Raw genomic sequence first — 17,470 nt, 5'->3', positions numbered from 1 at the left:
CCTGGGGCAACCGGGGTGGCTGCGAACGCGCCCGCTGCGGGAGGGCGCCCCGTGGGGGGGGGGGGGGGGCGGGGGGGGGGGCGGGGGGGGGGGGGGCGGGCCCCCCCCCCCCCCCCCGGCGGGGGGCCCCCCCCCCCCCCCCCCCCCCCCCCCCCCCCGCCGGGCTCCAGGACCGCGGCGCGGCGCGGTCAGAAGCGGCCCAGGGGGGCGTCGCCCCAGTAGCCGCCGACCTCCCGGTGGTACTCCGGGTCGCCCAGGTGCTTGTCGCGGACGAACTCCGGGGCCTCCTTGACCTGTTCCTTCGTCCGGTCGACGTAGACCTTCTCCTCCGCGGTGTCCACGCGGGTGATCGTGCCGGCGGGCAGGAGGACCTCCTTGCCGAAGATCCAGGGGCCGGTGTCGACGACGATCCAGGATGCGTCGGTCTCGTACGAGTGCTTGTCGACCTTGCCGATGGTGCCGTCCACGGCCTCCACCTTGTAGCCCGTCAGATCGGTGCCCTCCAGGCTGCCGGCGGAGAGGCGGTAGACCCAGATGTTGTCGGTCATGGGAGCAACTTCCCTTCTCGGCGATTCGTCGGGGGCGACGGCAGGCCGGCCCGGGTCCGGACCGGGGCCGGCGGCGTCGCCACGGACCTCGCATGCCCCGGTTCCCGGGTTTGACTCACACGGCTTCGTCGGGAACCGGAGCCGGGACCGAGACCGGGACCTGGACCGAGACCGGGACCGGGACCGGGACCGGAACAGAGACCGGAACCGGAGCCATGGCGGCGGCGGCCTCGGCGGACGGCGCCGCCGGCTCCGCGGGATGGCCGGCGAGGTAGTCCAGCAGGCCGGCGATCTCCAGGCCGGCCTCCGCGGGATGGCGGAACCGGGCGCCGGGGGCGATGACGTAGCGGTTGCGCCGGCCGTCGCGGGTGCGCGTGAGGTACCCGTCCGCCTGGAGGTCCGTGACGATCGCCTGCACGGTGCGCTCGGTGAGGCCGCAGCCGGCCGCGATGTCGCGCAGTCGGATCCCCGGGTCGCGCGCGATCGCGACCAGGACCCGGGCGTGGTTCGTCAGGAAGGTCCAGCGGTTCCGGCGGGCGTCCGTGTGCTCGTTCTCCACGCCGACATTCTTGAGCCACAACTCGCGAAAAGCAATTCCCGAACCAGTTTTCCGGTATCCCTTGACGTGTGTCCGATCCCCCGGCAGGGTGCTGGGTGAGCGGAACGTGACCTCCGCTTGACCGCGATCGCCCAACGCACCGCAAGCCAAGTGCCCAAGGAGCGCAGACGATGACCTTCACGGCCACCCCCGAGGCCCTGCACACCGAAGCCGAGCACCCCGAGGCCGAGCGCCCCGGGCACGAGCAGCCGGAGCCCGCGCCGCCCGGCGCTGCGGGCACCGGAGACCCCGACCTGCTCGGCCTCCCCGAGGTGCCCTGCCCGCGCGAGGTGCCGACCTGTGACGCCCGGGAGCTGACCCGGGTGTTCTTCGAGCGCCTGCGCAGCCTCGAAGAGGGCACCCGCGCGTACCAGTACGTACGCAACACGCTGATCGAGATGAACATCTCCCTGGTGCACTTCGCCGCCCGCCCCTTCCGGGACCGTCCCGGCGGCCCGGAGACCGAGGACATCATCCAGGTCGGCACCATCGGCCTGATCAAGGCCATCGACCGCTACGAACCCGAGCGCAACGTCCAGTTCAGCACGCTGGCCATGCCCTACATCACCGGCGAGATCAAGCGGCACTTCCGCGACACCACGTGGGCCGTACGGGTTCCCCGGCGTCACCAGGAGCTGCGTTCCCAACTGGCCAAGGCCACGGAGGAGCTGACCTCCGCCACCGGCCACGCCCCCGCCCCCGCGGAACTCGCCGCGCACCTCGACCTCCCCGAGGACGAGGTCCGCCAGGGCCTCGTCGCGGCCAACGGCTACTCCGCCCACTCCCTCGACGCCCCCCAGGAGATCTCCGCGGGGTCGGGTGCACGGGCGGCCGACCGCTCCGCACGCACCCTCGCCGAGACCCTCGGGGGCGTGGACCCGGACCTGGAGGCGGTCGAGAACCGCCACGCCCTGGCCCCCCTCCTCGCCCGGCTGGACGAACGCACCACCCGCATCCTGGAGCTGCGCTTCGGCCAGGAGATGACCCAGGCCGAGATCGGCGCGGAGATCGGGCTCTCCCAGATGCACGTCTCCCGGCTGCTCTCCCGCACCCTCGGCAGCCTGCGCGAGGAACTGCTGCGGGACGACTGACCGCAGCAGCCGCGGGTGGTCGGCCGGCCGGGGCCGGTGCGGTCCGGCCGGCCGGGGCTGCTGCCTTACGGCCGGACGGAGTTGTCTGATCGTCAGATACGAACACGAGAAGGTCCCGACTTCGTGTCTTCTGCCTGTACGGACCCTCGCCGGCCTGCGGCAAGACTCTCTCCCACAGGCCGCGGCCGTTCCGAAGGCCGACGCCAGGACACGGGGAGAGACAGCACGATGAGTGGTCAGCTGTACGACGGGATCGGCGAGGCGTTCGAGGGCTTCAAGACCCTGCCCCTCGCGCGCTACGGCGAGGTGCCGGGCTTCCTCGCCCTCGTCGGCGACGTGGCGGGCAAGTCGGTCCTCGACCTCGCTTCCGGCACCGGCTTCTACAGCCGCGAGTTCAAGCGCCGGGGCGCCTCGGACGTCCTGGGCGTCGACATCTCCGGCGAGATGATCGCCGCCGCCCGGGCCATCGAGGACAAGGACCCGCTGGGCATCCGGTACGAGGTCGGCGACATCGCCGAACTGCGCCCCTTCGACCGGCCCTTCGACGTGGCCGTCGCCGTCCAGGCGTTCAACTACGCGGACGACGTCGCCACCGTCGAGCGGATGTTCCGCAACGTCCACCGCAGCCTGGTGCCCGGAGCGGACTTCTTCCTCTTCCTCCAGCACCCGGACTACCGCTTCGACGGCCCGTCCCTCGCCAAGTACGGCTTCCTGTGCGAGCAGATCGGCGAGACGGCGGTCGGGCCGCGCATCAGGCTCACCGCGCTGCTCGACCGGCCGATCTCGTTCGAGGCCAGCCCGCCCAGCCGGAAGACCTACGAGGAGTGCCTCCTGGCGGCCGGGTTCACCGACCTGACCTGGGCCCCGCTGGAGATCTCCGCCGCGGGCATCCAGGAGTACGGTGAGGAGTTCTGGGCGGACTTCACGGCCAACCCGGCGCTGGGCACGCTCCGCTGCCGCGCCTGACCCGGAAGGGAGGCCGGCGGGCCTGCGCGCCGCCCGGGATCTCCCGGGCGGCGAAGGCGGCCCGCACACGGCCTCCGCCGCGTGCACGCCGACCGTCTCGGCCGGCCGGTCACCGAAGGCCTCGCCGATCGCGGCCGCCTCGGGAGGAGCCGCAACCCGGTACGGCGACGGAGACACCTCGCCCACCGACGGCCGAGCATCCGCAGGGGTGAACTCCCGGCCCCGGCCCTTGGCCCGTCCGGCCCTGCACTCCGCCGGCCTGACACGCCGCCGGCGGGATGAGTTCCCGCGCGGGCCCGCGTGAGTACGGGCACTCAGGCCCGGGCAGTGCCGCGGCACGACGATGAGGGCCAACACGTCGTCAACCCTCGGGAGTCACCCGTGCTCAGCCGCATCGCCGCAGCGGTCGTCCCGGTGCTCGGGCACCTCACAGTCAGCGCGGACCGTGCCTCCTCGCCCCGGGCGGGCAGGATCATCCTCGCGAACCACAGCTCCCTCGCCGACCCGGGCGTCGTCCTGGCCGGCCTGCACCGCATGGGCATCGAGCCCGTCGTCCTGGCGACCGCCGGCCTGTGGCGCATCCCGCTGCTGCGCGGCCTGCTCGGCTCCGGCGGCCACATCCCCGTACACCGGGGCACGGCCAGGGCCGCGGCCTCGCTGGACGCGGCGGCCGAGGCCCTGGCCGCCGGCCGCGACGTGCTGATCTACGGGGAGGGCCGGCTGCCGCAGCGCAGGGACGCCGCCGAGGCCGCGCCCTGCGCCTTCCGCAGCGGCCCGGCCCGCCTCGCGGCGGCCACGGGCGCACCCGTGGTCCCCCTGGGACAGGCGGGCGCGCGACGGATCACCTCCGGCAGCCGTGCCAAGCAGCTCGCCGGGATCGTCACGGCGCCGGCCCGTCGGCCGCGCCTGCACGTCCACCTGGGCGAGGCGCTCCACCTCCCCGCGGACGTGCCGACGGCCACCAGGACGGCCCACGAGGCGGTCACGGCGGCCTGGCGGACGGCGGCGCGACGGATCGGCGAGCCGGCCGCCTGGAATTCCGCGGTCAGCCGGCAAGCTTCGCCTTGAGCTTTTCCAGAATGCGCTTCTTGACTTCCGCCTTGACGGCGTCGCTGTCCGCACTCGATCCGTCACCGCAGATCGCGGTGGCGGTCGCCTCGTCGATGATCACGTCGGCGTCGGCCGGGGTGAGCGTCCCGGCCTGTTCCGGAACGAGCGTCCCGACCTGCCGTGGAACGGCGGCCGGAGCTTCCATCGCGACCGCCGGCAGCGCGATGCCGGCACCCACGAGGGGCAGCGCGGATACGGCGAGCAGAATGCGGGTCCGGTACTTCCCGGGCAGCTTGCTGGACATCGGAATTCTCCGTTCGGGCGGGGAAAAGGACCCGGCCGGAGCCGGGCGTGTGCCTCCACGGAATCACCGGCGGTCATGCGGGTCACGCCACTCGAATTCGTGACTTGACGGCTCTGCCGCACCCTGCTTGCGGAATGCGGGCCGGCCGTCGGCCCGGGCCCGGACCGGGCCGTCGGCGTCGAGCGCGTACCCGTTCAGCCCGCCCGCCGCGGCCCGCCCGCCGCGACCCGGCGCCCCCGCCTCCGGCGCACACCAGCCCCGGGGCCGGCGCCCCGCCCGGAGAACCGCCCCGCGCCCCGACCCGCCCGCCGCCCACTCACCCACCGGCGAGGTGCCCGCGGACGTCTACGTCCCCACCGGCTACGGCGAGCTGCTCTTCGGCGTGTGGAAGGGCTTCCGGGAACTGGTGCTGCTCGGCCTCGCCGACCGTACCCCCCGCGTCCACGCGTGCGAGCCCGCCGCCGGAGCGCCGCTGGCCGCTGCCGTGCGCACGGGCCGGCCGGCCGCAACGGTCCGGGTGGGACCCACGGACGCGTACGCCATCGACTGCGCGGTGAGCGGCTACCGCGGCGTCGTCGCCCTCAGGGAGAGCGGCGGCACCGCGCACGCCCTGACCGATGCACAACTGAGCTCCGCCCGCGACGAACTGGCCGCCCAGGGCATGTGGGTCGAGCTGTCGGCGGCCGCGGGCCTGGCCGCCCTCCGGGCCGGCCACCCGGCCGGGACCGGAGCCGCCGAGGAGGGCCCGGCCGTGTGCGTCGCCACCTCCAGCGGGTTCAAGGACACCGCGACCGCACGGCGGGACCGGTACCCGGCGCTGCCGGCCGACTGGGCCACGGTCCGCGCCGCGCTCGCCTGACCGGGCGGCCCGGCCGGTAGGGCATCATCGTGGGATGTCCGATCGCATCATCGCCGCCTGTGACGGGGCGGCCAAGGGAAACCCCGGCCCGGCCGCATGGGCCTGGGTCATCGCCGACTCCGAGGGCCGCGCCGAGCGCTGGGAGGCCGGGCCGCTGGGCCGCGCCACCAACAACGTCGGGGAACTCACCGCCCTCCAGCGCCTGCTGGAGGCCGTGCCCGAGGGGACGGCGCTGGAGGTGCGGATGGACTCCCAGTACGCGATGAAGGCCGTCACCCAGTGGCTGCCGAACTGGAAGCGGAACGGCTGGCGCACGGCCGCGGGCAAGCCCGTCGCCAACCAGGAGCTCGTCCAGGCCATCGACGGCCTCCTCGCCGACCGGGACGTCGACTTCCGCTACGTGCCCGCCCACCGCGAGGACGGCGACCACCTCAACGCCATCGCCGACCAGGCCGCCAGCGACGCCGCCACCAGCCAGGAGCCCGCCGGCACGGCGCTCGGCACGGAGGAGATCCCGGTTCCCGCCGCGGACCGCACCGCCCCGCCCCGCCGCAAGCCGGCCCGGAGCACACGCCCCGCCTCCGGCGCCGGCTCGGCCACCCGCACCATCAAGGCGAAGTACCGCGGCACCTGCCCCTGCGGCCGCGGCTACGCCGCCGGTGAGGACATCGCCAGACTCGGCACCCGCTGGGGGCACCCCGACTGCCGGCCCGCCGCCGATCCGGCCTGACCGGACGTCAGCCCTCCGCCATCCCGTTGAGCAGCAGCGCGCCGAGCACGGCGCAGGTGGCCAGCAGGGTGGCTGCGCTCAGCAGGACGGTGCGGGCACTTCCGCGTTCCAGGCCCAGGGCCTTGAAAGCCAGGGCCGCGAAGGCGAGGGCCGGTGCGAGGAGCAGCAGCAGGAGGGGGACGTCGTAACCGAGCGAACCGGCCGCGGCGGCGAGGACCGCCGCGCAGCCGAACGCGCGGGCGGTCAGGTCGGTCCAACGCGGCCGTGCTCGCTCGGGGCGCATGCGGCGAGGTTAGGCCGTGTCCTTCGGATCACGCCAGGCCCAGCGCGAACACGGCGAAGCCCGCCGCCAGTACGCCCGCCAGGGCCCGCCGGATCGTGCCGGTGCGCGTCCACGGGGACTCGAACCCCCGCGCGTACCGGCCGATCAGCACCAGCAGCACCGCGAACACCGGCATCCAGGCCAGCCGCGCCAGGATCCAGCCCACCGAGTCGGGCGCCCCGACCAGACCGGCGACCGGGCCCGTGTACGCGGCGGGCACCGCCGCGGCCAGCATCGCCGTCTGGTGCCAGCACAGGATCGTCATCGCGGACAGGTTGACCACGACCACCGGCGCCCACAGCGCGGGCCGCCGCAGCCACCCGCCGAGCCGGTCCCGGAGCAGGACGGCGGCACCGCTCTGGGCGGCGGCGAGGGCGAGGACGAGCAGCGAGGGCGGGTGGGAGTTCGTACGGGCCTCACCCGGTACGCCCACCATCGACGCCGGGTAGCCGAACCAGGCCAGCAGCGCGGCGAACAGCGCGGCCCCGCCGAGCAGCAGCCCCCACCCGTGCCGCCGGGTGACCCGGCCCTCGCCCCAGGAGACGCCGAGCTGGTACGCGAAGAGCCAGCCCGGAAGGATGTTGAGCACGCCCAGCCAGGACGGCACGGCGTCGTCGTACGGCCCGTACCGCAGGAAGTCGACGACCGCCACCGCGCCGAGCAGCGGGGCCGCGGCGTACGCGCCCAGCCGGCGCGCGGCGCGCACGCAGGAGGGAGTGAGCGCGGTCAGCACGGTGTACACCCCGACGAACCACAACGGCTGGACCACGAGCGTGGACGCCGTCCGCAGGGTGTCGGCCGGCACCGCCAAGCCGTGGTGCAGCAGCGGCAGCAGCACGGCCCACACGGCGGTGACCCCGAGCACCGGCCGGCCCAGCCGGGCCAGCCGCCCCTTCAGCCAGTCGGCCGTGGGCCCCTGGTGGCGGCGGAAGGAGAGGACGGAGGCGTAGCCGCCGACCAGGAAGAAGACGCCCAGCATCTGGAGCACCCAGCCGGCCGGTGCCAGGCCGCCGAACGCGGCCAGCGGACTGGCGTTGTGGAGGGCGCCGTCGGGGGAGAGGGTGAAGCCGCCCAGCAGCCAGTGCCCGGTGGGCACGGCCAGCAGGGCGAGGGCGCGCAGTCCGTCGATCGGGCGGTCCCGGCCGGCGGGCGTCCGGGCCTCGATGGTGCGGGCCGCCGTCCGGAGCGAGTGCAGCGCCTTCACCGGGCCTCCCCTTCCGCGATGGCGGCGAACGCGTGCAGCGAGGCGGTGCCGGGCGTGAAGTAGCCGTCGTGGCCCCGCGCGTCCCCGGCCGGCACGCGGCGGGCGCCGAACCCCGGGCCGGCGGGGTCGGGACCGTGGCCGAGCCCGGCGAACTCGACGTGGGGGACCAGGCCGATCCAGTCGGTGGGGTCCTTGGCGGCCCACACCCGCGCCGTGGTGTTCAGCTCGGCCGCGCTGCGGGCCCGCATGCCGGGCGAGGCGACCGCCACGATGTCCTCGGCCCTGACCCGGTGCGCGGCGAGCCCGCAGACCACCGAGCCGTAGCTGTGGCAGAACAGCGCCGGCTCGGCCGCGCCGACGGCCCGCAGCCCCTCGGTGAACCGGACGAGCCGGTCCGCCCCGGCCGCGGCCAGGTCTCCGCCGGCGGCGTCGAGGCCGACGCCGAGGGGCGTCGTGTACCCGGCCCACGCGACGACCGCGGTCCGGTCGCCGGTGGCTCCGCGCAGGGCGGTGGCCTTGCGGACGAGCCGGCCGAGGTTACCGGCGTCGACGTCGGCCCCCGGCACGACCACCGCCACGTGCCGCGCCCGAGCGAGGTCGCCGTAGACCAGTACGGCCTGGCCGCGGCCGCGCGGGTCGTACGCGAGTACCTGCTGCCCCGCGAACCGGGCACCCGCGGTACGGGCGTTGGCCGCGTACCGCAGGGCGATCGGGGCGCCGTCGAGGTTGCCGACCACGCCGGGGTGGGCGCTCGCCAGCTCCTGCCGCCGCCGCTCGCCCAACCCGGCGAAGTACCGGGCGGTCTGAACGGGAGTCATGGCCTCGGGTTCGGGCAGTCCGGCGGCCCGCCAGGCCGCCGTGCCGGCCGGTGGCCCGATCACCGGCAGCTGGGTGGTGCCGGACGCCCATCCCGCCGTGCCCGCGACCGCGGCGGTGGTGAGCGTGGCGGCGACCAGGATCCTGGTGAGCCTGGTCCTCGTGAACCGGCGCATGCGACGGCCTCCCTTTCCGTTCCCGTCCCTCTCGGGGTGAGCGAGAGGAAGGTAGGAAGGAGGCGGGTGACGGCACGTCACACCGGAGAGCCAACCCGCGACTCATACCGGGGTAGGGGGTCGACGACCGGGAGACCCCAGGCCGGAGGTGGGGCTTCCCCCAGGCAGCGGGTGTAGCCCTCCCCCGGGAAGGGCTGCCCCCGGGAAGGGCTGCCCCCGGGAAGGGCTACCGCCCGCCGGGCGTCACCAGCCCGGACTCGTACGCGAAGACCACCGCCTGCGCCCGGTCCCGCAGGTCCAGCTTGGCCAGCACCCGCCCGATGTGCGTCTTGACGGTCTGCTCCGCCAGCACCAGGTGTCCGGCGATCTCCTGGTTGGACAGCCCCCGGGCGACCAGTTCCAGCACTTCCGTCTCCCGCGGGGTGAGCCCGTTGAGCCGCAGCGCCGCCCGGTCGGCGCGCGGCGCGGGACGCGAGGCGGCGAAGTCGGCGATCAGCCGCCGGGTCACCGAGGGGGCCAGCAGGGCGTCCCCGGCCGCGACCACGCGCACCGCGGAGATCAGGTCGGCCGGCGGCGCGTCCTTGAGCAGGAAGCCGGAGGCGCCCGCGCGCAGCGCCTCGTACACGTAGTCGTCCACGTCGAAGGTGGTGAGCATCAGCACCTTGGGCCGGTGCAGCACGCCCGGCGGCGGATCGAGGATCTCGCGCGCGGCCGCGAGTCCGTCGAGTTCGGGCATCCGCACGTCCATGAGGACCACGTCGGGGTGCACGGCGCGTGCCACGGCGACGCCCTGCCGCCCGTCCGCCGCCTCGCCCACCACGTCGATGTCGGACTGCGCGGAGAGCAGGGCCGCGAAGCCCGCCCGCACCATGGCCTGGTCGTCGACGATGAGCACGCGGATGGTCACGGGAGGTCCTTCGGGGTCGTCAGCGGCAGCCGGGCGGCGACCCGGAAGCCCCCGTCCGGCAGCGGCCCGGTGTCCAGGAAGCCGCCGGTCAACCGTACGCGCTCGCGCATCCCGACGAGGCCGTGCCCGGTGCCCGTACCGCCCTCCAGCGGAGCGGCGGGCTCTGCGGCGGGGCCGTTGACGACCAGGACGTGCAACCAGCCCTCGCCGTCGCCCCGTACGGACACCCGGGTCGCGGAGCCGGGCGCGTGCCGCACCACGTTGGCCAGGGCCTCCTGCACGATCCGGTACGCCGACAGGCCCACCGCCTGCGGGAGTTCGCCCGGCCCCGGCAGGTCCGCCGCCATCGACAGCTCGGCCGGCACCCCGGCCCGGACGGTGGCCTCCACCAGCTGCTGCACCCGGTCGAGCCCGGGCTGTGGCGCCCGCTCGCCCTCCGCCCCCTCGCTGCGCAGCACGGAGAGGAGCCGCCGCATCTCGGTCAGCGACTCTCGGGCCGCGGCGGCGATGGAGGCGAACTCGTCCCGCGCCCCCTCCGGCAGGTCCGGTAGCCGGTACGGGGCGGAGTCCGCCTGCACGGTGATCACCGACATGTGGTGGGCGACCACGTCGTGCAGCTCGCGGGCGATCCGGGCCCGTTCCTCCAGGAGCGTACGGCGGGCCCGTTCGGCCTCGCTGATGGTCTCCTGCTCCACCAGCCGCCGCTCCGCCTCGCCGCGCCCCCGCAGGGTGGCCGTGACCAGCAGCACGGTGCCGGTCAGCACGAACAGCAGCACTGTCAGACCGGCGGCCCGGTTCGGCGAGAGCAGCTCGAAGACCGCCCCGGCGGCGCCGGTCGCCAGCCACACCCCGACCAGGGCGCGCCGGCCTTCGCGCAGCCCCAGTGCGGTCATCAGCACCAGGTAGCCGACGATCACCATGGGCGTCCACGGCCAGGGCCGCCCGTCGACGCCGCTCGATGCGAGCAGCACGAAACCGCCTGCGACGTCCGCGGCCGAGATCGCCCACCAGGCCTGGAGGGGCCGGGTGACGGCGAGCACCAGCGGCAGGGTCTGCGCGGTGGCGAGCGCCCCGGCCAGGCCGCCGGGCACCCGGTAGTCCTGTACGAGCACGACGACCGTGACCGGCAGGAGCGCGGCGGCGCTCGCGAAGGCCACCGCGTACGGCAGCCGGCGCACCCAGGGCGAGGACGCCCGGGCGAGCAGGGCCTCACCGGGACGGGTGGGCGTGGCGAGGGCGGTGCCGAGGCTTCGGAGCAGTTCCTGCGCCCGGACCCCGGCCTGTGGCGTGCGCGGCGGACGCCGCTTCTCATCGTTCATGGCGGGCCCAGGGTAGGCGCGCCCCACCCTCGGTCACGTCATACCCGGGTACCGGCCGCGGCCTGGTACCAGGGTGTGAGGCCGGATCGCCCGCATTGCCTTCGCCTTTCGTCATTGCAACGAAGCGTTGCGTTCGATTCATCGCCATTGCATCGATCTCACTATGTGGAGCTGGGTAGTTCACTTTTACGGCATTGACTACTTTAGGAATGCAACGTAGCTTTCGCGATACGTCAAACACGCTATGTCGCGAGATGAGGATCACCGTGAGCGAATCCCCGTACACCGTGCCCGCGCTGCCGGCGGAGCGCCGGACCGGCTGTCCCTTCGACCCGCCGGCGGAGCTGACCGAAGCGCGGCGGCACGGCCCGGTCAGCCGCTACACCCATCCCGGCGGGAAACCCGGCTGGTTCATCACCGGTTACGAGCAGGTCCGTTCGGTCCTCGCGGACCCACGGTTCAGCTCGCGCAAGGACCTCATGAACGTGGTCGACTTCGAGCTCCCCCCGGCGCCGCCCGGCGAGTTCCTCCTCATGGACGAGCCCGAGCACAGCCGCTACCGCAAGCCGCTGGTGGGGAGGTTCACCGCCCGGCGCATGCGGCTGCTCACCGAGCGCATCGAGCAGATCACCGCCGAGTGCCTGGACGCCATGGAGAAGGCGGGCCCCGGGGCGGACCTGGTGAGCGCCTTCGCCAAGCCCATCCCCACCATCGTCATCTGCGAGATCCTCGGCGTGCCGTACGCGGACCGGGCGTCCTTCCAGGAGCAGATCGACACGTTCATGAACGGCGAGACGGGCGACGAGGAGCTGATCGCCGCCTACACCGCCACCCAGGAATACCTCGGCCGGCTCGTCGCGGCCAAGCGCGCCGACCCCACCGACGACGTCCTGAGCGAACTCGCCGACAGCGACCTCACCGACGAGGAGCTGCGGGGCATCAGCCTGATCCTGCTGGCCGCAGGCTTCGACACGACGGCGAACATGCTGTCCCTCGGTACGTTCGCGCTGCTGCAGCACCCGGAGCAACTGGCCGCGCTGCGCGCCGATCCCGAGCTGATCGACCGAGCCGTGGAGGAGCTGCTCCGCTACCTGAGCGTCGCCAAGACCTTCCACCGCACGGCACTGGAGGACGTCGAGGTGGCCGGCCAGACCATCGAGGCGGGCACGACGGTCGTCCTCTCGTACCACACGGCCAACCGCGACCCCGGCCGCTTCACCGACCCCGACGTCCTCGACCTCGCCCGGCAGGACGGCGGGCACCTGGCCTTCGGCCACGGCATCCACCTGTGCCTGGGCGCCCAACTGGCCCGCGTCGAGATGCGGATCGCCTTCTCCGCGCTGCTCGACCGCTTCCCCACGCTGCGGCTGGCCGTACCGGCCGACGAGGTCGCGCTGCGCCCGGAGGCGGCGGACATCTTCGGGGTGAAGAACCTGCCGGTCACCTGGGACGCGTGACGGCGGGCGGTGCCGGGGGAGCGGTCAGGCCGGCGGCCCGTCCACCGGGACGCCCAGCCGGGCGGCCACGGACGTGAGGGCCGCTCCGAGGGGCAGCGCGACGCGCGCGGCGGCATGCCGGTCGCCGCGCGTCACGTCCCGGTTGACGATCAGCACCGGCTTCCCGGCACCGGCCGCCTGCCGCACGAACCGCAGGCCGGACATGACCGTCAGCGAGGAGCCGAGGACCAGCAGCGCACCGGCCCGGTCGACGAGCTCGCGGCAGTGCGCGACGCGTGCCTGCGGCACGGTCTCGCCGAAGAACACCACGTCCGGCTTGAGGATTCCGCCGCACGCGGTGCACGGCACCACGCGGAAGCCGCCGACCTGGTCGTCACGGAGGTCCGCGTCGCCGTCCGGGTTGAGCGCGGCGGGCAGCGGCGCGAACCCGCGGTTCGCCTCCTCCAGCCGCCCGGCCAGCTCACGGCGGGAGCCTGCGGCGCCGCACGAGAGGCAGACCACCCGCGCCAGGCTCCCGTGCAACTCGACCGTGCCCTCGCTCCCGGCGGCCTGGTGCAGCCCGTCGACGTTCTGCGTGACGACCCCCGTGAGCAGTCCGGCCCGTCCGAAGGCGGCCACGGCCCGGTGCCCGGCGTTCGGCCGGGCACGCCCGAAGGTGCGCCACCCGAGGTGACTGCGTGCCCAGTAGCGGCGTCGGGCGCCCGCGCTCGCGGTGAAGTCCTGGTACGTCATCGGCGTGTGCCGGCTCAGACTCCCGCCCTCGCCGCGGTAGTCGGGGATGCCCGACTCGGTCGAGATGCCGGCCCCGGTGAGCACGAGCACGTCACCGCCGCGGAGCGCCTCGACGACGGGCTCCAGGTCCGTGGTGCCCGGGGGCAGGTCCTCGTCGGGGATCCAGCTCAGGGTGGGGCGCGTGCGCATACGGCCCAGCGTACGCCGCCGGGGTCCGGGGCTCCGGAACCCGTCTGTCCGGCCGTACGCCGGCCCGCGTCACGGGCGGCACCCCGCGCCCCCGGACCTCCTTCGACCCGGCCACAGCACTAGCCGAGCACGGCGTCGACCTCCACCTCCACGAGCCACTCGGGGTCGATGAAGCGGGACACCCCGACGAAGGTGGTGACCGGCCGGACCTCGCCGAAGCGCTCCCCGTGCGCCCGCGCCGCCTCCTTCCAGCGGGTGACGTCGGTGAGCATGATGCGGGTGCGGATCACGTCGTCCAGCGTGGCGCCCGCGGCCACGAGCGCCCGCTCCGCGATGTCCAGGCACCGTACGGTCTGGGCGTACACGTCGCCCGGCGCGGCGTTCGTGCCGTCGTCCGCGATCGGTGCCGTGCCGGCGACGGCCACGTGACCGCCCAGCCGGACCGCACGCGAGAAGCCGATCTGCGGTTCGAGGGGCGAGCCGGAACCGACGGTCTGCCGGTGGGATGTCATGGCGCCATGCTGCCAGGCGGCCGACCGCCGCCGCGCCGTGGTCCTCGCCCCTTCAACCGCCGTCCCCGTGCCCCGTCGCGTCCCCGTCCCCCGCCGCCCCTCCTGGCGGGCGGAAACAGGCGGTGACCGCCTTGCCGCGGTGGCAGGCGTGGACGTCCCACGTGTCGGCCAGGGCGTCGACGATGCCCAGGCCCCGCCCGGAGGTCGCGCCCGCGCCCGCCTCCCGGGGCTTCGGCAGGTGGGGATCCGTGTCGGCGACGCTCACGTGCAGGCAGCTGCCGTCCCAGGTCAGCACGAGGTAGGCGGTCCCGGAGGCGTGCAGGTGCGCGTTGGTCACCAGCTCGGACACGGCCAGCAGGACGGAGTGCACCGTGTCCGGCGCATCCGCGGTCCACGGCAGCAGCGCCAGGTGCTCCGAGGTCCACGCGCGGGCAGCCCGCGCCCCCTCCGCCACCGGGAAGGAATGTGCCCAGCCCACCGCACGCAGCTCCAACGCCCTCACCTCGTCCCGTTCCTGACGTCCGGTGCCGCGTCTACCCGGTACGGCTGCCCGCATCCACCGCAGCGCGTCGGCGCCGGCACCGCCCCGGGCCGGTCGGCCGCCGGCCGCGGCAGCCGCCGAGCGGCGTCGAGTCCGGGCCCGGTGAAGAGGTGCCGGCACTTCCGCAGCAGCCCGGCAGGTGCCTCGCGTTCGCCGGATCCTCGTTCACCGCCCGGCATCCCGGCCGCAGCCGCGTACGGCCTGGCTCCTTCGGACAGCGCGTCAGGATCGGCTCGGGCGGGCGCGGTTACCGCGCCCCGAGCGTGCACGGCGACGTCGACCGCGACGTCCGGTGCGTCGCTGCCGGAAAACCGGTGGAACGGGACCGGCCCGCGTCGCTACCGTGCAACCGCCCCAGTCGTCTGGCGAAGGACGTGCCGTTGTACACCCTGTGAGACCTCCCGAGCGCTGATTCGTCGCGCGTCGCGCATCCCGCGCGCCGTGCCCCTTTCTGCTGCGGACTTCTCACCGGAACAGGTGTACTCCTGTGCTTGAAACCTGGGTGGTCACTCCCACCTGCCTTCCTCTCGTCCTGCGCCGATGCCACGGCTGCGCCGCCGAGCGCTTCCGGCCCACCGGCAGGTTCCGCGTCAACGCGAACCACAAGCTCCTCGACGTCTGGCTCCTCGTGCTCTGCACGGGGTGCGGGGAGACCGCGAAGCTCACGGTCCTGGAGCGGGCGCACGTACGCTCCGTACGGCCCGGACTCCTGGACCGGCTGCACGACAACGACGCCGGGCTGACGGCCGAGCTGCTCCAGGACCCCGCCCTGCAGCGCCGCAACCGCATAGCCCTCGACTGGACCGGTGCCTGGCGCCTCGACACGGGCGCCACGGTGCGCCCGGACCGCGAGGCGATCGACGTGGCGGTCCGCTTCGCGGCGCGGATCCCCGTCCGCCCGGTGCGGCTGATCGCCGAGGGCTGCGGACTCCCGCGGGCCGAGGTCGAACGGCTCGTCACGGAGGGGAGCATCGTCTCCGCGGTCCGCCTGAACGCGCGGACCTCCGGGGACTTCACCTTCACACTCAAACGCTGACCCCCACCGGAGCCGGGCCCCGGCCGGCACGCCACACCCGCCGGCCGGGCCCCGGCACGGCCACGCCGGTTGCCCGGCCGCGGGCAACGCCGGTACGGAATTCGGCCGGTGGCCGCCCTCGGCCCGGCCCGGCCGCCGGACAGCCGGACCGGGCCGAGCCGGGCTCGGGCCCGTACGCGGCGGCTGTCGTAAGCCCGGTGCCCCCGCCGCGCTGAGCGCCGGCCGGCAGCGGCGGGGGACGATCCCGAGGCCGGAGGACCGGAGGACCGGCAGGCCGGCAGCTCCGGTGCGGGGGCCCCGGCCATGCGCTGGGCGGTCGTGGAGCCGGGAGGGTCGCCGTGTGTGCCGGCAGGTGTGCGCGTGCCGCAGGCCCGGCGCCCGCGTTTCGTTTTGTGTACCCACGGCTTCGTTGAGAGGGCGGCGGCCGGGCCCTGCCGCGAGTCATGCTGGTGTCCACACAACCAGGAGGCCCGTCCCTGCCCGCGCGTGCCCTGCCCGCGCGTGGCGACCCCTCCGGCAACGCCCACGAGGGGAGGCCGCATGGCCGACACCGTCCGCGTCCCCGTCGTGTTGGACAGCCCGCCTCATGATGCCGCGGGCGTCGTGGTCTGCCGCCTCACCGGCGAGATCGACATCGACTGCCGTGACGAAGTCCGGCAGTCGTTCTCCCAGGCGGTCGCCCGCGCCACCGAGGCCGTCGTGGTCGACTGCACGGGGCTCGAATTCTGCGACTCGACCCTGCTCAACGCCCTGATCCAGCTCCACCGCCAAGCGCAGGCCCGTGGACTCGGAGTCGCTCTGGCGGCGCCGCGCACGCAGCTGCTCCGGCTGCTCACCCTCACCGGCACGGCCAACCTGCTCCCCACCCACCGGACCGTCGCCCGTGCCCTCCGCGCCGCCGACGGCAAGCCGCGTGGCGTCAAGGTCACCGCAGGCCTCGTCACGCGCCCGGACGGACGCTCCGCCCCCGGCCCGCACCGGGCGGCGCCGCTCCGGCCCGCGGCCACTCCCCGCACCGACCGCACGCCCCGGGAAACGAACGGCGCCGTCCCCGGCATGGAGGGGGCGACGTCCAGCACACACGCAAGCACCCGCGGGGCCCGCGAGCCCACTCCGGCCACGCACCCGGCGACGACCCCCACCACCCACGAGCGCGATGCCTTGGAGCAGGCGCTGTGCGAAGCGGAGGGCGCCCTCCTCGCGACCTCCTGGAACCTCACCGAAGGCGACAGGGAGGCCCTCCAAGCCCTGCTGGCCGAAGTCGACGCCTCGGCGGCAGCACCCCACGACCGGACCCGGCTGGCAGAGGCCTGCGCGGCCGTCGCCATCGCCGCCCGGCAGGTGCGCGGCCTCCCCGGCCGGCTGCTCGGGGACTGCGCCGCCGCCCTCCGCCCGGCCCTGCACCCCCAGGCGGCGCCGGTCACCGCACCCCAGGCGGCCACGGCCCTGCGGCGCATCCGCGACCTGGTCGCCCACACCCTCCGCTGAGTGCCCCGCGCGGACGCCACGGACGTCACGGTCGCCGCAACGGCCAGACGGCCGTGCCCTCCGCAACCGCCCCCACCCTCACGCCCCACCCGTACGACGCCCCACCACGCCCATCGCCCGCAACCCGTCGAGCGCCCGCCCCACTGTCTCCTCGGGTCCGCCGTCGACGGGCACGGTGACCCCGCGCTCGTCACCGGAAAGCGGCTCCAGCACGGCGTACTGCGAATCCAGCTGGGCCACCCGCATGAAGTGCCCCGTGCGCGCGGCCATCCGACGGGCGATCAGCTCCCGCTCGCCGGCCAGGTGGACGAAGAGCGCGTCGGGCGCCGCCACCCGCAGCCGGTCCCGGTGGCTCCGCCTGAGGGCCGAGGCGGCGACCACGGCCCCGCGGTCGCCCTGCCGCCGCACCCACGCCCCGACGGCGTCCAGCCATGGCCATCGGTCCGCATCCTCCAGCGGCATGCCGGGGGACATCTTCGCGAGGTTGCGTGCCGGGTGGAAGTCGTCCCCTTCCGCGTACGGGAGACCGAGCGCGGCGGCCGGCAGCCGCCCGACGGTGGTCTTCCCGGCGCCGGAGACGCCCATCACGAACACGGTCGGCCTGTCGCTCATCGCCCCAGTCCAC

20 protein-coding genes are annotated in these 17,470 nt (G+C 74.8%); 8 read left to right on the top strand and 12 right to left on the bottom strand.

Annotation, left to right across the window (positions count from 1 at the left end; genetic code table 11):
• Nucleotides 1-188: 188 nt before the first annotated feature.
• Nucleotides 189-548 (bottom strand): PRC-barrel domain-containing protein, encoded by a 360-nt coding sequence (locus tag ACIF6F_RS22505; protein ID WP_399949253.1) that lies wholly within the window; start codon nt 546-548, stop codon nt 189-191.
• A gap of 115 nt (nt 549-663) precedes the next feature.
• Nucleotides 664-1,107: a helix-turn-helix transcriptional regulator gene (locus ACIF6F_RS22500; protein ID WP_399949251.1), complete on the bottom strand. Its 444-nt coding sequence runs from the start codon at nt 1,105-1,107 to the stop codon at nt 664-666.
• Nucleotides 1,108-1,277: 170 nt separating this feature from the next.
• Here ACIF6F_RS22500 and ACIF6F_RS22495 point away from each other — a divergent pair, with 170 nt between their 5' ends.
• The 3 genes from ACIF6F_RS22495 (at nt 1,278) to ACIF6F_RS22485 (ending at nt 4,271) form a co-directional block, all read left to right on the top strand.
• A complete protein-coding gene (locus ACIF6F_RS22495) occupies nt 1,278-2,237 on the top strand; it encodes a SigB/SigF/SigG family RNA polymerase sigma factor (protein ID WP_399949249.1) in 960 nt (319 codons plus the stop codon).
• A gap of 228 nt (nt 2,238-2,465) precedes the next feature.
• A complete protein-coding gene (locus ACIF6F_RS22490; protein ID WP_399949247.1) occupies nt 2,466-3,203 on the top strand; it encodes a class I SAM-dependent methyltransferase in 738 nt (245 codons plus the stop codon).
• A gap of 381 nt (nt 3,204-3,584) precedes the next feature.
• Entirely contained in the window at nt 3,585-4,271 is a 687-nt protein-coding gene (locus ACIF6F_RS22485) for a 1-acyl-sn-glycerol-3-phosphate acyltransferase (RefSeq protein WP_399949245.1), read from the top strand.
• Here ACIF6F_RS22485 and ACIF6F_RS22480 read toward each other — a convergent pair.
• Nucleotides 4,249-4,557, bottom strand: a complete 309-nt coding sequence (locus tag ACIF6F_RS22480) for a hypothetical protein (RefSeq protein WP_399949243.1) — start codon at nt 4,555-4,557, stop codon at nt 4,249-4,251. The genes ACIF6F_RS22485 and ACIF6F_RS22480 overlap by 23 nt on opposite strands.
• Before the next feature lie 331 nt (nt 4,558-4,888).
• On the opposite strand from ACIF6F_RS22480, the gene ACIF6F_RS22475 reads away from it, so the two are divergent.
• Together ACIF6F_RS22475 and ACIF6F_RS22470 are read left to right on the top strand one after the other, a co-directional pair.
• Nucleotides 4,889-5,416, top strand: a complete 528-nt coding sequence (locus ACIF6F_RS22475; protein WP_399949241.1) for a pyridoxal-phosphate dependent enzyme — start codon at nt 4,889-4,891, stop codon at nt 5,414-5,416.
• Nucleotides 5,417-5,450: 34 nt separating this feature from the next.
• On the top strand, nt 5,451-6,146 hold the full coding sequence (locus ACIF6F_RS22470) for a ribonuclease H (protein ID WP_399949239.1): 696 nt from the start codon (nt 5,451-5,453) through the stop codon (nt 6,144-6,146).
• 7 nt (nt 6,147-6,153) lie between these two features.
• On the opposite strand, the gene ACIF6F_RS22465 is transcribed toward ACIF6F_RS22470, so the two are convergent.
• The 5 genes from ACIF6F_RS22465 to ACIF6F_RS22445 form a co-directional block, all read right to left on the bottom strand.
• Complete coding sequence (locus ACIF6F_RS22465) at nt 6,154-6,429, bottom strand: hypothetical protein (RefSeq protein WP_399949237.1); 276 nt, start codon at nt 6,427-6,429, stop codon at nt 6,154-6,156.
• Nucleotides 6,430-6,457: 28 nt separating this feature from the next.
• On the bottom strand, nt 6,458-7,672 hold the full coding sequence (locus ACIF6F_RS22460; protein ID WP_399949235.1) for an acyltransferase: 1,215 nt from the start codon (nt 7,670-7,672) through the stop codon (nt 6,458-6,460).
• Nucleotides 7,669-8,664 carry an alpha/beta hydrolase gene (locus ACIF6F_RS22455; RefSeq protein WP_399949233.1) on the bottom strand — a complete coding sequence of 332 codons (996 nt, stop codon included), beginning with the start codon at nt 8,662-8,664 and terminating at the stop codon, nt 7,669-7,671. The genes ACIF6F_RS22460 and ACIF6F_RS22455 overlap by 4 nt, the downstream gene beginning before the upstream one ends.
• A 226-nt stretch (nt 8,665-8,890) precedes the next feature.
• Nucleotides 8,891-9,571 (bottom strand): response regulator, encoded by a 681-nt coding sequence (locus tag ACIF6F_RS22450; RefSeq protein ID WP_399949231.1) that lies wholly within the window; start codon nt 9,569-9,571, stop codon nt 8,891-8,893.
• Entirely contained in the window at nt 9,568-10,890 is a 1,323-nt protein-coding gene (locus tag ACIF6F_RS22445; RefSeq protein ID WP_399949229.1) for a sensor histidine kinase, read from the bottom strand. The genes ACIF6F_RS22450 and ACIF6F_RS22445 overlap by 4 nt, the downstream gene beginning before the upstream one ends.
• Nucleotides 10,891-11,156: 266 nt before the next feature.
• Here ACIF6F_RS22445 and ACIF6F_RS22440 point away from each other — a divergent pair, with 266 nt between their 5' ends.
• Entirely contained in the window at nt 11,157-12,347 is a 1,191-nt protein-coding gene (locus tag ACIF6F_RS22440) for a cytochrome P450 (protein ID WP_399949226.1), read from the top strand.
• 24 nt (nt 12,348-12,371) lie between these two features.
• Here ACIF6F_RS22440 and ACIF6F_RS22435 read toward each other — a convergent pair whose 3' ends face one another.
• The 3 genes from ACIF6F_RS22435 to ACIF6F_RS22425 form a co-directional block, all read right to left on the bottom strand.
• On the bottom strand, nt 12,372-13,268 hold the full coding sequence (locus tag ACIF6F_RS22435; RefSeq protein ID WP_399949224.1) for an NAD-dependent protein deacetylase: 897 nt from the start codon (nt 13,266-13,268) through the stop codon (nt 12,372-12,374).
• A 119-nt stretch (nt 13,269-13,387) separates the two neighbouring features.
• On the bottom strand, nt 13,388-13,780 hold the full coding sequence (locus ACIF6F_RS22430) for a RidA family protein (protein WP_399949222.1): 393 nt from the start codon (nt 13,778-13,780) through the stop codon (nt 13,388-13,390).
• Between the two features lie 52 nt (nt 13,781-13,832).
• Nucleotides 13,833-14,273, bottom strand: a complete 441-nt coding sequence (locus ACIF6F_RS22425; RefSeq protein ID WP_399949220.1) for an ATP-binding protein — start codon at nt 14,271-14,273, stop codon at nt 13,833-13,835.
• Nucleotides 14,274-14,808: 535 nt separating this feature from the next.
• Between ACIF6F_RS22425 and ACIF6F_RS22420 the strand changes: the two genes are divergently transcribed.
• Nucleotides 14,809-15,357 carry a DUF1062 domain-containing protein gene (locus ACIF6F_RS22420; protein WP_399949218.1) on the top strand — a complete coding sequence of 183 codons (549 nt, stop codon included), beginning with the start codon at nt 14,809-14,811 and terminating at the stop codon, nt 15,355-15,357.
• Nucleotides 15,358-15,897: 540 nt separating this feature from the next.
• Nucleotides 15,898-16,845 carry an STAS domain-containing protein gene (locus ACIF6F_RS22415; protein ID WP_399949216.1) on the top strand — a complete coding sequence of 316 codons (948 nt, stop codon included), beginning with the start codon at nt 15,898-15,900 and terminating at the stop codon, nt 16,843-16,845.
• Between the two features lie 78 nt (nt 16,846-16,923).
• Here the strand turns inward: ACIF6F_RS22415 and ACIF6F_RS22410 are convergent, their stop codons facing one another.
• Entirely contained in the window at nt 16,924-17,457 is a 534-nt protein-coding gene (locus ACIF6F_RS22410) for a gluconokinase (RefSeq protein WP_399949214.1), read from the bottom strand.
• Nucleotides 17,458-17,470: the final 13 nt, after the last annotated feature.

The organism is Streptomyces sp. NPDC086023, from assembly GCF_044540325.1.
Classification (GTDB): domain Bacteria; phylum Actinomycetota; class Actinomycetes; order Streptomycetales; family Streptomycetaceae; genus Streptomyces.
This window is presented reverse-complemented; position numbering and strand designations above follow the sequence as displayed.

Bases quoted from the DNA above. Each gene is read 5' to 3' on its own strand.
- ACIF6F_RS22410 (WP_399949214.1), bottom strand. From the start codon at position 17,457: ATGAGCGACAGGCCGACCGTGTTCGTGATGGGCGTCTCCGGCGCCGGG.
- ACIF6F_RS22465 (WP_399949237.1), bottom strand. From the start codon at position 6,429: ATGCGCCCCGAGCGAGCACGGCCGCGTTGGACCGACCTGACCGCCCGC.
- ACIF6F_RS22480 (WP_399949243.1), bottom strand. From the start codon at position 4,557: ATGTCCAGCAAGCTGCCCGGGAAGTACCGGACCCGCATTCTGCTCGCC.
- ACIF6F_RS22505 (WP_399949253.1), bottom strand. From the start codon at position 548: ATGACCGACAACATCTGGGTCTACCGCCTCTCCGCCGGCAGCCTGGAG.
- ACIF6F_RS22415 (WP_399949216.1), top strand. From the start codon at position 15,898: ATGGCCGACACCGTCCGCGTCCCCGTCGTGTTGGACAGCCCGCCTCAT.
- ACIF6F_RS22430 (WP_399949222.1), bottom strand. From the start codon at position 13,780: ATGACATCCCACCGGCAGACCGTCGGTTCCGGCTCGCCCCTCGAACCG.
- ACIF6F_RS22495 (WP_399949249.1), top strand. From the start codon at position 1,278: ATGACCTTCACGGCCACCCCCGAGGCCCTGCACACCGAAGCCGAGCAC.
- ACIF6F_RS22490 (WP_399949247.1), top strand. From the start codon at position 2,466: ATGAGTGGTCAGCTGTACGACGGGATCGGCGAGGCGTTCGAGGGCTTC.
- ACIF6F_RS22435 (WP_399949224.1), bottom strand. From the start codon at position 13,268: ATGCGCACGCGCCCCACCCTGAGCTGGATCCCCGACGAGGACCTGCCC.
- ACIF6F_RS22445 (WP_399949229.1), bottom strand. From the start codon at position 10,890: ATGAACGATGAGAAGCGGCGTCCGCCGCGCACGCCACAGGCCGGGGTC.
- ACIF6F_RS22455 (WP_399949233.1), bottom strand. From the start codon at position 8,664: ATGCGCCGGTTCACGAGGACCAGGCTCACCAGGATCCTGGTCGCCGCC.
- ACIF6F_RS22470 (WP_399949239.1), top strand. From the start codon at position 5,451: ATGTCCGATCGCATCATCGCCGCCTGTGACGGGGCGGCCAAGGGAAAC.